Below are 13,447 nucleotides of genomic sequence, written 5' to 3' on the forward strand. Positions count from 1 at the left end.
GGCGCGGCCCGCCGCGGTCGCCGCGTCGCGCAGCCAGCCGCGCATCGTGGCGACCATGGCCGGGTTGGCGCAGCCGCCGAGCTTGACCTCGTCGGCGATCCGGCCGGCGAGCGCCGCGCCGCGCGGGCCCCACACCCCGAGCAGCAGGTCCACGGTGGGGCGGTGCAGCCGGTACCGGGGGAGCGCGTTCGGCTCGATCGTGAAGATCTCCCCGTGGTAGCCGCCGGTGTCGCCGGACAGCAGGTGGCGGACCGCCTCGGCCGCCTCCCGGAGTGTCGCAAGTGGACGGTCCTGGGTCACGCCGACCAGGGACAGCCAGCTGCCGCGGGCGAGACCCAGGTACGCGCGGCCGTCGGACGCGGCATCCAGCACGGCGAGCTGCCCGGCCAGCTCCACCGGGTGCGTCAGGTACGGGTTGAGGCAGGCGGCCCCGAGCCGCACCCGGCTGGTGTGCGTGGCGATCGTCAGCAGCGCGGCGAGCGGTGGCTGGTAACCGAGATCGGCGAAGACGCTGACCCCGTCGAACCCGTACGACTCGGCCGCCGCGCCGAGGGCCGCGTACTCGGCGAGGGTCTTGTCGGTCTGCAGCGCGATGCTGACCTTCACGTCAGCTCCTCGGTACGGATCCGGCTGACACCCGTGGTCTCGATCCGCATCACCAGCCGCTCCTCGGGGTCCGGGCAGGCCACCTCGGTGTCGGCGGCGAGCCAGTCGCCCGGGTCCAGGGTGCGTTGCTTGGCCGGCAGCAGCGGCAGCACCGCGGCGAGCGCGTACAGGCAGAAGTGCCGGCCGGGCGCGATCGCGAGCCGGCTGGAACGGGTGACGGTGAAGAAGTCGCCGGGCGCGAGGCCGCACACCGACCGGCCCTCGATCCGGTCCACCACCACCCGCAGGTCCGCCACCTCGGTCACCGGCTCGGCCGGTGTCCCGCCGCCGTCGCGCCCGGTCACCGCACGCCTCGCGGGGCGGTGAGACCGAGGTCGTCGCGGAACACCGCACCGTCCTTGAGCACCAGGTGCAGGGTGCGCAGCGCGGCGATGTCGCGGGTCGGGTCGGCGGTCAGCGCGATCAGGTCGGCGCGCTTGCCCACCTCGACGGTGCCCTGCCGGTCGGCGACGCCGAGCCACTCCGCCGGCCGGATCGTGGCCGCCCGCAACGCATCCAGCGTGTCCATCCCGGCCTCGACCATGAACTCCAGCTCGCGCACCGTCGCCGTCGTCTCGTCGTACGGCGCGTGCGGCGGCATGTCCGAGCCGAGCGCGATCGGCACCTCGTTGCGCAGCGCGTACTGCAGGCTGTCCCAGTGGCGGGGGCCGGCGGACAGCGCCCGGTCCATCATCCAGCTCGGTACGCCGCTGTCCACGAAGAACTGCTCGCACCGGCTCACCGTGATCGTCGGGACGTACCAGACGCCGCGCGCCGCCATCGTCCTCGTCAGCTCGTCGGTCAGCTCGTAGCCGTGCTCGACGCAGTCCAGGCCGAGTTCGACGGCGCGCTCGATGGTGTCGGCGGGGCCGGCGTGCGCGGTGACCTTGCGGCCCCAGTCGTGCGCGATCCCGAGTACCGCGGCCATCTCGTCGTCGGTCAGCTGCGGGGTGTCGATCTGCTCGTGCTCGCCGGCGATGCCGCCGGAGACGCACACCTTGATCAGGTCGGCGCCGGCGCGCAGCTGCTCGCGTACCGCCCGGCGGAAGCCGTCCGCGCCGTCGGCCTCCAGCCCGTCGGCGTCCCAGCCGTGCCCGCCGGTGCAGCACAGCGCGTGGCCGGCGGTGAAGATCCGCGGCCCGTCCACGGCACCGGCCTCGATCGCCTTGCGCAGCGCGAAGTCCGCGTACCGGGTCTCGCCGACCAGCCGGACGGTGGTGATTCCGCTGTGCAGCGTCCGGCGGGCCGAGTCGGCCATCAGCAGCACCAGCTCGGCGAGGTTGGCCCGGTGTACCGCCTCGGCCATCCCACCGGGCAGCCCGAGCCCGAGATGCACGTGCATGTTGACCAGACCGGGCAGCAGGTACCGGCCGCCGAGGTCGACGATCTGCGGGCGCACCGACCGGGCTTCGGTCAGCACGTCGTCGGAGCCGCCGACGGCGCGGATCGTACCGTCGGCGCCGATCCACACGCCCCGGTCGGGGACGCTCGTGCTGCCGACGCCGTCGTACAGGGCGCAGTTGACGAGCACGCGCTCGGTCGCGGCCGGGATCATGCCGTTGCTCCGTTCGTGGTCAGCCAGCAGGCGACCGACGCGCGGTCGCCGATCGGCAGCAGGGCGGGTTCGTCCACACAGGACTCGAACGCGGCCGGGCAGCGCGGCCGGAACCGGCAGCCGCTCGGCGCGTTCGCCGGATCGGGCACCTCGCCGGCCAGTACCGCGGGCAGCTCGGGCCGGGCCGCGATCGTCGGTACCGCGTCGATCAGGGCCCGGGTGTACGGGTGGCTCGGCGCCGACCAGAGCCGGGCGGTCGGCGCCACCTCGACGACCTTGCCGAGGTACATCACCGCGGTGCGGTCGGCGATCTGGCGGACCAGCGCCAGGTCGTGCGAGATGAACAGCATCCCCATGCCCAGCTCCCGGACCAGCCGGACCAGCAGGTTGACCACCTGCGCCTGGGACGAGGCGTCCAGCGCGGTGACCGGTTCGTCCGCGATGATCATCGACGGCTCGCCGGCGAGCGCGCGGGCGATCGCGAGCCGTTGCCGCTGCCCGCCGGAGAACTGGTGCGGGTACTTGGCCGCGGTGTCGGCGCCCATCCCGACCCGGTCGAGCAGCTCGGCGACCCGGCCCCGTACCTGCTCGCGGGGCAGGCCGGCGGGCAGCCCGTCCGCGATCTGGTCGCCGATCCGGCGCCGCGGGTTCAGCGACGCGTACGGGTTCTGGAACACCATCTGCAGCCCGACCTCGGCGGCCGGCCGCTTCGCCCACCGCACCGGCGTGACCGGCCGGCCGTCGAACCGGACCGTACCGGCGTGCGGCGCGGTCAGCCCGACCGCGGCGCGGGCCAGCGAGGACTTGCCGCAGCCGGACTCGCCGACCAGGCCGACGATCTCGCCGGCCGCGACGGACAGGCTGACCCCGGCGACCGCCCGCACCGCGCCGCGCGCCCGGGAGCGGTACTCGACCGCGAGCTCGTCGATGTCCAGCAGCGGCGCGGTCATGGCGTCACCTCCAGCTCGGGCGCGACCGGACAGGCCGACAACCGGTCCGTACCGATCGGCGCAGGTTCCGGTGGCGCGCTCGTGCAGTCGGCGGTGGCGAAGTCGCACCGCGGGGCGAACGGGCAGCCGGGCGGTGCCTGCCCCGGCACCACCGGGCTGCCCGGGATCGGTCGCAGCGAACCGACGCCGGCGGCGCCGTGCGGGCGCGCGCCGAGCAACGCGGCGGTGTACGGATGGCGGGGCGTCGACAGCAGCGCGCCGGTGGGCCCGGTCTCCATCACCCGCCCGGCGTAGAACACGTAGGTCCGGCTGGTCAGCGCGCTCAGCACCCCGAGGTCGTGCGTGATGAACAGCACCGACAGCCCGGTCTCGTCCCGCAGCCGGCTCAGCAGAGCCAGGATCCCCGCCTGTACGGTCACGTCCAGGGCGGTGGTCGGCTCGTCGGCGATCAGCAGCTTGGGCCGGCAGGCCAGCGCGATCGCGATCGCCACCCGCTGCCGCATGCCGCCGGAGAACTGGTGCGGGTAGGACCGCAGCGTCCGCTGCGGGTCGGGGATGCGCACCTGGTCGAGCAGCTCGACCGCGCGGGCCCGGGCGTCGGACCTGGACAGTCCGAGGTGCCGGCGCATGTGCTCGGTGAGCTGCCGGCCGATCGGCAGCATCGGGTGCAGTGCCGCGGTCGGGTCCTGGAACACCATCGAGATGCCGGCGCCGCGGATCCGGCGCCAGCCCGCCCGGTCCAGCCCGAGCAGGTCCTCGCCGGCGAACGTGGCGCCGCCGGTGACCCGCGAGCCGGCCGGCAGCAGGTTCAGCAGGGCCGCGGCGGTGAGGCTCTTGCCGGAACCGGACTCCCCGGCGATGCCGACGATCTCGCCCGGCTCGACGTGCAGCGTCGCGTCGTGGATCACCGGTACGCCACCGGGCAGCGTGACGGCGAGCCGGTCCAGGGACAGCAAAGCACTCCCGCTCATCGCCGTTCCTCCTTCGTCGGAACGCCGATGAGGCACCAAGGCACACGATGCCCATGATTCGCTCGCTGACGCTCGCTCATGTCTCACGCCCCTTCGCGTAGCGGGGGTCGATCCGGTCGCGCAGCGCGTCGCCGAGGATGTTGAACGCGAGCACGACGGTCAGGATGGCGAGGCCGGGGAACACGCTGACCCACCACTTCGACAGGTCGTGCGAGCCGAGCGCGATCATCGCGCCCCACTCCGGCGCCGGCGGCCGCGGCCCGAGGCCCAGGAACGACAGCGCGGCGAGCATCAGCACCGCGTTGCCCAGCTCCAGCGTGGCCAGCACGACCGCGGGGCCGACGCTGTTGGGCACCACGTCGCGGCGCAGCGCGCGGATCGGCCCGACGCCGAGCAACCGGGCGGCGTGCAGGTAGTCCTCGCCGCGCACGGTCAGCACCGCGCTGCGGATGACCCGGGCGTACACCGGCCAGGACACGATCACCAGCGCCAGCACGGCGTTGCGGGTACTGGGCCCGAACGCCGCGGACACCGCCATCGCGAGGATGATCTGCGGGAACGCGAACACCAGGTCGGTCAGGCGCATCAGCGCCTCGTCGACGAACCGGCCGAGGTAGCCGGCGACCAGGCCGAGCACGCCGCCGACCGCGAGCGCCAGCGCCACGATGACCAGCGCCAGCGGGATCGACAGCCGGGCGCCGTAGACGAGCCGGCTGAGGATGTCGCGGCCCAGCTCGTCGGTGCCGAACGGGTGCGCGCCGGACGGCGGCAGGTAGGTCGCCGCGTGCTGCGCCAGCGGATCGTACGGGGCGATCAGCGGTGCCAGCGCGGCGATCAACAGCCAGGCGACGAGGATCGTCACCGACACCACGGTCAGCGGCTGCCGCCACAGGGGGTGGCCGGCGCTGGTACCGCGCAGCCGGCGCAGCCAGCTGCGGCGGGCGAGCGGCTTGCGGACCCGGCGGTCGGCGAGGTCCACCGCCGTGGGGGGTTCGGTCATGGTCGGCTCGCTCACGAGCGTCCTCCGTGCTCGGCAACGCCGGTACGCAACCGGACCGGGTCCTCGACGGCCGGCGCGCCGCGTGGGCGGCCGGGCCCGATGCCCGTCACTGGTCCGGTCATGACAGCCTGATTCGCGGGTCGATCAGCCCGTAGAGCAGGTCCACCAGCAGGTTGACGCCGGTGTACACCAGGGCGACGAACAGGCTGACACCGAGGATCGACGGCAGATCCAGCCCGGTGGCGCTGCGGAAGGCGTACTGACCGAGGCCCGGCCAGCCGAAGATGTTCTCCACCAGCACGGTGCCGGACAGCAGCGACGCGAACGCCAGCCCGGACACCGTGATCACCGGTACCAGCCCGGCCCGCAACAGGTGCCGCCCGAGCACCGTGCGGGTCGGCAACCCCTTCGCGTACGCGGCCCGGATGTAGTCCTGCTGCAGCACCTCCAGCATCGCCGACCGGACGAACCGGATCAGCGTCGCCACGGTCAGGCAGGTCAGCACGAGTACGGGCAGCACCAGGTGCTGCACCGCGTCCCACGCCGCGGCCCACTGGCCGGCGAGCGCGGCGTCCACGGTGTACATGCCGGTCACCGACGGCGGTGGCGCGAACTGCGGGCTGAGCCGGCCGCCGGACGGGGAGACGCCGAGCAGGTAGAAGAAGAGGTACAGCACGACCAGCGAGAGCCAGAACGGCGGCGTGGACAGCCCGAGCAGCGAACCGACCCGTACCACCTGGTCCGAGGCCCGGCCGTGCCGGACCGCGGCGAGCATGCCCACCGCGGTACCGACGACCAGGGCCAGGATCATGCTCGGCACGGCCAGTTCCAGCGTCGCCGGCACGTACTGCACCAGGTCGGTGAGCACCGGCCGCCCGGTCTGCTGCGAGGTGCCGAGGTCGCCGTGCAGCAGGTTGCCCAGGTAGTGCAGGTACTGCTGCCAGATCGGCTGGTCGAGCCCCCACTTGGCGCGGTAGGCGGCGACCACGGCCGGGTCGTTGAGCGCCTGCTCGGACAGGTTCGCCGTCGCCGCGTCCCCGGGCACCACGTGGACCAGCGCGAACGTCACCACGGTGACGCCCCACAGCAGTCCGATCGTGATGGCGACCCGCTTGCCCAGGAACCGCACCAGGTTCGGCACCCGCGGCCGGCGCGCGGCGGGCCGGGTGCCCGCCGCGGCCGTCGTCGTCGCGGTCATCGGCGGCTCACTTGGTCCCGACGGCCGCGATGTCCACCTGCCACCCGGCCGGTGCGTACACCGCGCCGCTCAGCGTCGGCGCGGCCACCACGACGCCGGAGTTGTACGCCATCGGAATGTACGGCGAGTGCTGGTTCAGCAGCCGCTGCCAGTCCTGCAGGGCGCGTTGCTGCGCGGCCGGGTCGAGCGTCGCCTGTACCTTCTTGCCGGCGGCGACCACGTCCTGGTCGGCCCGGGCGACGGTCCAGCCGGTGGTGGCGGCCGTACCCTGGCCCGGCGCCAGGTTGTTCACCAGCGACGCGGCGACCGGGTAGTTCAGGCTCTGCGGGCTGAACCGCATGGCGACCTTGCCGGACTGCTGCGCGTTCAGGAACGAGGTGAGTGGCTGCGGGTCGAGCGTCAGCCTGATCCCGGCCTTCTTGGCGTCGCCCTGCACCTTCGTCGCGATCGTGCCGAGATCCACGCCGCGGTAGGTGATCGACGGGTACATCAGCTTGACCGACGGGGCGTGCAGCCCGGCGTCGGCGAGCAGCTTGCGCGCCTTGGCCAAATCCTGGTGCTGCGCCTCGCTGGCCGGCAGCGCACCCGGGAACGCCGGGGGCACCACGCCGGCGGCCGGGCTCGCGTTGCCGCCGAACAGCCTCGCCACGCCGCGGTAGTCGATCGCCGCCCGCACCGCCTGGACGAACGCCGGGTTGCTGGTGGTCTTCGAGATCTTCGGATCCGCGTTCAGGGTCAGGAAGTAGAAGGTGTCGTCGGCGCTGGACTGCCGCAGCGACGACGGCAGGCCCTCCAGCATCTTGCCGGACAGGTCCAGCGCGAGCTCGGGGCCCTTGGCCCGGGACATGGTCAGCTTCTGGTTCTGCACGTCCATGTTGCGCAGCACCACCCGGCTGAACTTCGGCTTGGCCCCCCAGTACTTCGGGTTCGCCTTGAGCACCAGCTGGGACGAGGCGTCGAAGCTGTCCAGCAGGTACGGCCCGGAGCCGGCGGACGTGGCGTCCAGGTACTTCTGCGCGCTGTCGGTCTTCGCCGCGTCGGCGCCGTCGGTACCGCCCTTGGCCTTGACCAGCTTGGAGTTCACGATCCCGGTGTACGGCTGGGTCAGGATCACCGGCACGTTCGGGTCGGCCTTCGCCGCGTGCACCACCACGGTGTACGCGTCGGTCTTGCTCGCGGTCAGGTTCGCCACCGTGACCGAGGGGCTCGCCTTGAGGTTGCGCAGCCGGTTCAGGCTGAACACCACGTCGTCGGCGGTCAGCTTGTCGCCGTTGCCGAACGTGGCGTCCTTGCGCAGGTGGAAGGTGAACGTCTTCGCGTCCGCCGACGCCTGGTACGAGGTGGCGAGGTCCGGCTGCGGCTTGCTCATGTCCGCGCCGTGGAACGTCAGCAGCGTGTCGTACATGGCGTGCACGGCGGTGTTGCCGGTCGCCTCGTACACGTGGCCCGGGTCGAGGCTCTTGATGACGAAGGACGTGTCGATGGTGAGCGTGCTGCCGCCGGCCGAGCCGGCGTCACCACCCGCGGAGCAGGCGGCAGCGGTGCTGGCCAGGGCGAGCGCGGTCAGCGCGATCCCGGCGCGGCGCATCAGGCGCGGCGTCGCCGACATGGCGGATTCCCTTCGGGCGGGGGTGCGGGGGAGCGGCCGTGCGGGCACGGCCGACGGGTCACGGTGCGTGGCCGGGGGCGGGCGTCATTGCCTGCCGGGCGGGTGCGCGACACGGTCAGTGATGGTGGCCGGCCGAGGCGCGAGGGGGCGGTACCGCGAGGGTGGGCGGCGGCGCCGGAGTGATGTTCAGTTCTAGCAGACCTTACCTGGTGCTGTTTGACCATGCTAGACACTCCCGTGTAGTCTCGTCAAACAAGTTCATCCTCAGCGATCGAATGGGGCGGCATGCTCGGCGACAGACTCCGCGACCTGCGGGCCCAACACGGCCTGACTCTGCGTCAGCTTGCCCAGCAGGCCGACGTGTCACCGGCGCTGCTGAGCCAGATCGAGAACGGCGCGACCGACCCGAGCCTGGCCACCTTGCGTAAGCTCGCCCGGGTATTCGACGCCTCGATCGCCGCCCTGTTCGCCGACCCCGACGCCCCCGAGGTGCACGTCAGCCGGCCCGGCTCCCGGCCCCGGCTGTCCGCGCCGCGCGGCCAGATCGCGTACGACCGGCTCACTCCCGGCCGCGGCGACCTGGAGGTGCTGCAGGCCGACCTGTCGCCCGGCGACGCGTCCTCACCCGAGCCGTGGTCGCACCCGTCCACCGAGTGCACGGTGGTGCTGGCCGGCGAGGTCGTCGCCGAGATCAACGGCGAGAAGCACCGGCTCGCCGAGGGCGAGTCGATCACGTTCGACTCCCGGCTGCCGCACCGCTACCGCAACGACAGCACCGACGCGGCGCGCATCATCATCGCCGTCACCCCACCCACCCCCTGAGCCGTCGGCGTGCCGGCCCCGCCGGTGCGCCGACGGCTCGACCCCCCGGGAGAAAGGCAGCAGCGTGAACCGGGACAGTGTCGACTGGCACGGCTACCTGCCGGCCGTCACCACGCCGTTCGCCGCGTCCGGCGAGCTGGACACCGGCGCCTGGCGCGAGCAGCTCGACTGGCTCGCCGCCGAGCGGATGCACGGGCTGATCGTCGCCGGTACCACCGGCGAGTGGTTCAGCCTGAGCGAACGCGAGCGCGCGACCCTGTTCGAGCAGGCGGCCGAGCGGGTCGGTGCCCGGCTGACGGTGCTGGGCGGGTGCAACGCGTACACGCCGGCCGAGGCGATCCGGCACGCGCGGGCGGCGCGCGGCGCGGGGCTCGCGGGCATCCTGCTCTCCCCGCCGCCGTACCTGGTGCCGAACCGGCGCGAGATCGTCGCGTTCTACACCGCGGTCAGCGCTGCCGTCGACATCCCGATCTGCGTGTACAACTGGCCCCGCGGCACCAACGTCGAGCTCGACACCGAGCTGCTGACCGAGCTCGCCGCGGTCGAGCACGTCGTCGCGGTGAAGAACTCCACCCCCGACTTCGGCGCCTTCGTGCGCGGCCTGGTCGCGCTGCACGAGAAGGTCCGCTACTTCGGCATCCCCACCAACGACACCGGGATCGCCCTGCTGCGCGGCATCGGCGGTGACGGGCTGATGGGCGCCGGCGCCGTGCTCGGCGCCGACCATCCGGACTTCTTCCGTGCCCTGGAACGCGACGACCTCGCCGAGGCGCGCCGGCTGGGCGAGCGCGACCGGGTACTGATGGGCGACTGGTTCACCGCCGACCTCGGTGGCCGGTTCGGCTCCGCACCGGCGATCCTCAAGTACGCGTTGCGCCGCCGCGGCGTGCCCGCCGGCCACGTCCGGGCGCCGCTGCTGGAGCTGACCGACGACGAGCGGCGCCGGGTCGACGACACCCTGGCCCGGCTGGGCCTGCTCGACGCCAGCCCGATCGGTTGAGCCGATGGACCGGTACGACGTGGCCGTGGTCGGCGGCGGGCTGCTCGGCTGCGCCACCGCCCACCACCTCGCCCGAGCCGGCAGCAGTGTCGTGCTGCTGGAGAAGGACCAGCTGAACCGGCACGCCTCCGGGCAGAACGCGGGCAGCCTGCACTTCCAGCTGGAGTACCGGATGGTCGCCGACGGCACCGACGCGGCGGCGCGCGCCGCCCGGGCGCTGCCGCTGCACCTCGACGCCCAGCGCGCCTGGGCGGGCCTTGCGGCCGAGCTGGCCGAACCGGTCGGGGTGGCCCAGCACGGCGGGCTGATGCTGGCCGAGACCCCCGACGAACTGGACCGGCTCGGCCGCAAGGCAGCGCTGGAACGCCGGTACGGCCTGGACGTGACCGTGCGCACCGGCGCGGAGCTGCGCGCGCTCGCCCCGTACCTGTCCGACACGGTCCTTGGTGCCGCGTACGCGCCGGCCGAGGGCAAGGCGAACCCGCGGCTGGTGACCCTCGCGTACGCGCGGTCGGCGACCCGGGCCGGCGCCACGATCCACACCGGTACCCGGCTGGTCGGGTTGACGCACGCCGCCGGCGGGTGGCGGCTGACGCTCGACGACGGCCGGGTCCTGGCCGCCACGGCGGTGGTGATCGCCGCCGGCGTGTGGACCGCCGAGGTGGCGGCGATGGCCGACATCCGGCTGCCGGTGATCCCGGTGGCGCTGTCGATGACGGTCACCGCGCCCGCGCCGCCGCTGCTGCCGCACCTGATCCAGCACGTCGGCCGGCGGCTGTCGATGAAGCAGAGCGGCGACGGCAACGTGCTGATCGGCGGCGGCTGGCCGGCGAAGTTCCGTACCCGGGCCGGCCACATCGACCTGGACGCCGCGCCGGACCTGCGGTACGAGTCGCTCGCCGGCAACGCCGACGCCGCCCGGGTGGTCCCGGCGGTACTGCGGCTGCCGGTGCTGCGGTGCTGGTCCGGCGCGACCACGCTGACCCCGGACCAGCTGCCCGTCCTCGGCGAGATCCCGCGCCGGCCGGGGCTGTTCGCCGCGACCGGCGGGTCGGCGTTCACGCTCGGGCCGACGTACGCGCGGTTGCTCGCGGAGACGATGCTGTCCGGCGCGCCGTCGCTGCCGATCGGCGAGTACTCGCCCGCCCGGTTTGGATTCCTGAACTTTGTCTGACCACGTCTCCCGCCACCGCACGCCGGGGACCGGCGCCTCGCGCGCCGCCTCGGACGGCCGCTCGCGGACCGGCACCTCCCGGCGGCTGGCCGCGCAGCCTGGTCCCTCCCCGGGCCGGGGTCCGGGGGCTGGCTCGGACGGGGGCGATCGGTCCGAGCCCGGCCGGTACCGGGCGGGGATCGAGCTGCCGGAGCGGGTCGACCTCGTCGTGGACGGTCGGCCGGTCCCGGCGTACCCGGGCGAGTCGCTCGCGGCGGCGCTGTTCGCGGCCGGCATCCGGGCCACCCGGCGTACCGCGTCCGGTGCGCTGCGCGGGCCGTACTGCAACATGGGCGTCTGCTTCGAGTGCCTGGTCACCGTCGACGGGGTGCCGGCGGTCCGGTCCTGCTCGGTCGCGGTGCGGCCCGGTATGCGGGTGGCGACCGACCGATGACCGCGACGAGCGCGGCAGCCGCGCAGCCGGGTCCCGTCGCCGGCCGGAACCCTGATCGTCCACAGTGGACGGATGAGGATCCGGACGTGGCGGTCGTCGGCGCCGGGCCGGCCGGCCTCGCGGCCGCCACCGTGCTCGCCGACCACGGCGCCCGCGTCCTCGTCGTGGACGAACAGCACCGGCCCGGCGGCCAGATCTACCGGCAGCCACCGGCGACGTTCACCGCGCGCGGCGCCCCGGCGGGTACCGCGATCCCAGCCGGTCGCCGATTGCTCGCGGCCGCCGCCGAAGCCCCGCTGCGATGGTGGCCGGGCACCGTCGCCTGGGGTGTCTTCGGTGCCGGCGCCGGCCTCGACGACTTCGCCGCCGCCCCGACCGCCCCCGGCGCCGCCGCCCCGGCCGCTCCCGGCGCCGCGACCCCGGGCGTCCCCGGTGCCGCGCCCCCGGCCGTTCCCGGCGACGCGACCCCCGGCGTCCCCGACGCCGGCGGCGCCGTCCCGCGCGTCCACGGCGCCGGCCCCGACGGGCGCGCCGTCGACCCGGCGGAACCGTTGGCGCCGAGGCGGTTGCGGCTCGCCACCCACGGCCCGGCCGGTACCCGGCTGGTGCACCCGCGGCTGCTGCTGCTCACCGCCGGCGCGTACGACCTGCCGGTCCCGTTCCCCGGCTGGACGCTGCCCGGGGTGCTGACCGCCGGCGGGGTGCAGGTGTTCGTGAAGGCGCAGCGGCTGGTGCCGGGCCGCCGGTTCGTCCTGGCCGGCGCCCACCCGCTGGTACTGGTCGTCGCCGCGCAGTTGCTCGCCGCCGGCGCCGAGGTGGCCGAGGTGGCGCTCGCGGTACGCCGGCCGGCGCTCGCCGCGGCGCTGCGCGCGCTGCCCGCGGCCGCCGGCAACGCCGGCAAGCTGGCCGAGGGCGCCCGCGCGCTCGCCGCGCTGCGCCGGGCGAGGGTACCGGTGCGGTTCGGCACCATGGTGACCGCGGCGCTGCCCGGCGCGGACGGCACGCTGGGCGCGGTGCGGCTGGTCGAGCTGGCCGCCGACGGCACGCCGGTGCCGGGCACCGGGCGGGAGGTCGAGGCCGACGTGCTCGCCCTCGGGTACGGGTTCGTGCCGTCCACCGAGCTGGCCCGGCAGGCCGGCTGCGCCACCCGGTACGACCCGGCGGGTGGTGGCTGGGTGATCGAGCACGACCGGTGGCAGCGCGCCAGCCTGCCGGGGGTGTACGTGGCGGGCGAGATCACCGGTGTCGCCGGTGCCGAGCAGGCCGCCGCCGAGGGACGGCTCGCCGGTCTCGGCGCGCTGACCGAACTGGGCCTCCTCGCCCCGGCCGCCGCCGACCGGCTGGCCCGACCGGTACGCCGCGAGCTGCGCCGGCGCGGCCGGCTGGCCGGGCTGCTCGCCGGCACGTTCGTCGCGCCGGACGCGACGCTCGCCGCGGTACGCACCGACGACACGGTGCTGTGCCGCTGCGAGGAGGTGACGGTCGGCACGGTGCGCTCGGCGCTGCGCGACCACCCGCACCTGCGTACCGCCAATGCGGTCAAGCTGGTCACCCGGGCCGGAATGGGGATGTGCCAGGGCCGGTCGTGCCAGCCGGCGCTGTGCGCGCTGGTCGCGGCCGAGACCGGTCAGGACGTGGCGGCGGTCGGCAGCTACACGGCGCGCCCGCCGGTGAAACCGATCCCGCTGGCCGCGCTGTCCGACCCCGACTGACGGGCGGAGGGGCGGTCGCGGTCAGGCGGTGGCGGCGTGCTCCGCGGCCTCGGTGCGGGCGGCGATGTCGGCGCGCACCCGCTTGGTGGTGACGTGCTCGGCGACGAACGACACGACCGGGATGGTGCCGCACAGCATCACCACGAGCATCCGGCCGTACGGCCAGTCCAGCCGGCGGGCCAGGTCGAAGGTGAGCACCAGGAACACCATGTAGAGGAAGCCGTGCAGCGGGCCGACGATCGCGGACACGATCGAGATGTGCGCCAGGTGGTTGAGCGGCACCCCGATCCCGAACAGGACGACCAGGCCGACGCTCACCACGATCGCGATGATGCGGTAGCGGGTGAGTGCGCCACTGACGGAAGCGTCCACGGTGCT

14 protein-coding genes are annotated in these 13,447 nt (G+C 74.3%); 5 read left to right on the forward strand and 9 right to left on the reverse strand.

Annotation, left to right across the window (positions count from 1 at the left end; translation table 11 throughout):
- The 8 genes from NUM_RS23830 to NUM_RS23865 form a co-directional block, all read right to left on the reverse strand.
- A partial coding sequence (locus tag NUM_RS23830; protein ID WP_207127155.1) for an LLM class flavin-dependent oxidoreductase occupies nucleotides 1–606 on the reverse strand: 606 nt, incomplete at its 3' end.
- Nucleotides 603–950: a TIGR04076 family protein gene (locus NUM_RS23835; protein ID WP_207127156.1), complete on the reverse strand. Its 348-nt coding sequence runs from the start codon at nucleotides 948–950 to the stop codon at nucleotides 603–605. The genes NUM_RS23835 and NUM_RS23830, both read right to left, overlap by 4 nt.
- On the reverse strand, nucleotides 947–2,200 hold the full coding sequence (locus tag NUM_RS23840; protein WP_225918807.1) for an amidohydrolase family protein: 1,254 nt from the start codon (nucleotides 2,198–2,200) through the stop codon (nucleotides 947–949). Before NUM_RS23840 ends, NUM_RS23835 begins: the two co-directional genes overlap by 4 nt.
- The gene (locus NUM_RS23845) at nucleotides 2,197–3,150 is read right to left on the reverse strand and encodes an ABC transporter ATP-binding protein (protein WP_207127157.1); all 954 of its coding nucleotides are present in this window, start codon (nucleotides 3,148–3,150) and stop codon (nucleotides 2,197–2,199) included. The genes NUM_RS23840 and NUM_RS23845 overlap by 4 nt, the downstream gene beginning before the upstream one ends.
- Nucleotides 3,147–4,121 carry an ABC transporter ATP-binding protein gene (locus NUM_RS23850; RefSeq protein ID WP_207127158.1) on the reverse strand — a complete coding sequence of 325 codons (975 nt, stop codon included), beginning with the start codon at nucleotides 4,119–4,121 and terminating at the stop codon, nucleotides 3,147–3,149. The genes NUM_RS23845 and NUM_RS23850 overlap by 4 nt, the downstream gene beginning before the upstream one ends.
- Before the next feature lie 76 nt (nucleotides 4,122–4,197).
- On the reverse strand, nucleotides 4,198–5,121 hold the full coding sequence (locus tag NUM_RS23855) for an ABC transporter permease (RefSeq protein ID WP_207127159.1): 924 nt from the start codon (nucleotides 5,119–5,121) through the stop codon (nucleotides 4,198–4,200).
- Nucleotides 5,122–5,239: 118 nt separating this feature from the next.
- The gene (locus NUM_RS23860) at nucleotides 5,240–6,319 is read right to left on the reverse strand and encodes an ABC transporter permease (protein WP_207127160.1); all 1,080 of its coding nucleotides are present in this window, start codon (nucleotides 6,317–6,319) and stop codon (nucleotides 5,240–5,242) included.
- 7 nt (nucleotides 6,320–6,326) lie between these two features.
- Nucleotides 6,327–7,928: an ABC transporter substrate-binding protein gene (locus tag NUM_RS23865; RefSeq protein WP_207127161.1), complete on the reverse strand. Its 1,602-nt coding sequence runs from the start codon at nucleotides 7,926–7,928 to the stop codon at nucleotides 6,327–6,329.
- A gap of 285 nt (nucleotides 7,929–8,213) precedes the next feature.
- Here NUM_RS23865 and NUM_RS23870 point away from each other — a divergent pair, with 285 nt between their 5' ends.
- From NUM_RS23870 to NUM_RS23890, 5 genes are all read left to right on the forward strand, one after another.
- Nucleotides 8,214–8,750 carry a cupin domain-containing protein gene (locus NUM_RS23870; RefSeq protein ID WP_207127162.1) on the forward strand — a complete coding sequence of 179 codons (537 nt, stop codon included), beginning with the start codon at nucleotides 8,214–8,216 and terminating at the stop codon, nucleotides 8,748–8,750.
- Nucleotides 8,751–8,814: 64 nt separating this feature from the next.
- Complete coding sequence (locus tag NUM_RS23875; RefSeq protein WP_207127163.1) at nucleotides 8,815–9,750, forward strand: dihydrodipicolinate synthase family protein; 936 nt, start codon at nucleotides 8,815–8,817, stop codon at nucleotides 9,748–9,750.
- Between the two features lie 4 nt (nucleotides 9,751–9,754).
- Nucleotides 9,755–10,924 (forward strand): NAD(P)/FAD-dependent oxidoreductase, encoded by a 1,170-nt coding sequence (locus NUM_RS23880; protein WP_207127164.1) that lies wholly within the window; start codon nucleotides 9,755–9,757, stop codon nucleotides 10,922–10,924.
- Nucleotides 10,917–11,357 (forward strand): (2Fe-2S)-binding protein, encoded by a 441-nt coding sequence (locus NUM_RS37975; protein ID WP_370467044.1) that lies wholly within the window; start codon nucleotides 10,917–10,919, stop codon nucleotides 11,355–11,357. Before NUM_RS23880 ends, NUM_RS37975 begins: the two co-directional genes overlap by 8 nt.
- An 86-nt stretch (nucleotides 11,358–11,443) precedes the next feature.
- Nucleotides 11,444–13,069, forward strand: a complete 1,626-nt coding sequence (locus tag NUM_RS23890) for an NAD(P)/FAD-dependent oxidoreductase (protein ID WP_263975139.1) — start codon at nucleotides 11,444–11,446, stop codon at nucleotides 13,067–13,069.
- Between the two features lie 21 nt (nucleotides 13,070–13,090).
- Here NUM_RS23890 and NUM_RS23895 read toward each other — a convergent pair whose 3' ends face one another.
- The gene (locus tag NUM_RS23895; protein ID WP_225918809.1) at nucleotides 13,091–13,441 is read right to left on the reverse strand and encodes a DUF3817 domain-containing protein; all 351 of its coding nucleotides are present in this window, start codon (nucleotides 13,439–13,441) and stop codon (nucleotides 13,091–13,093) included.
- Nucleotides 13,442–13,447 lie beyond the last annotated feature (6 nt).

The sequence above is a fragment of the Actinocatenispora comari genome, assembly GCF_017312725.1.
Taxonomy (GTDB): Bacteria; Actinomycetota; Actinomycetes; order Mycobacteriales; family Micromonosporaceae; genus Actinocatenispora; species Actinocatenispora comari.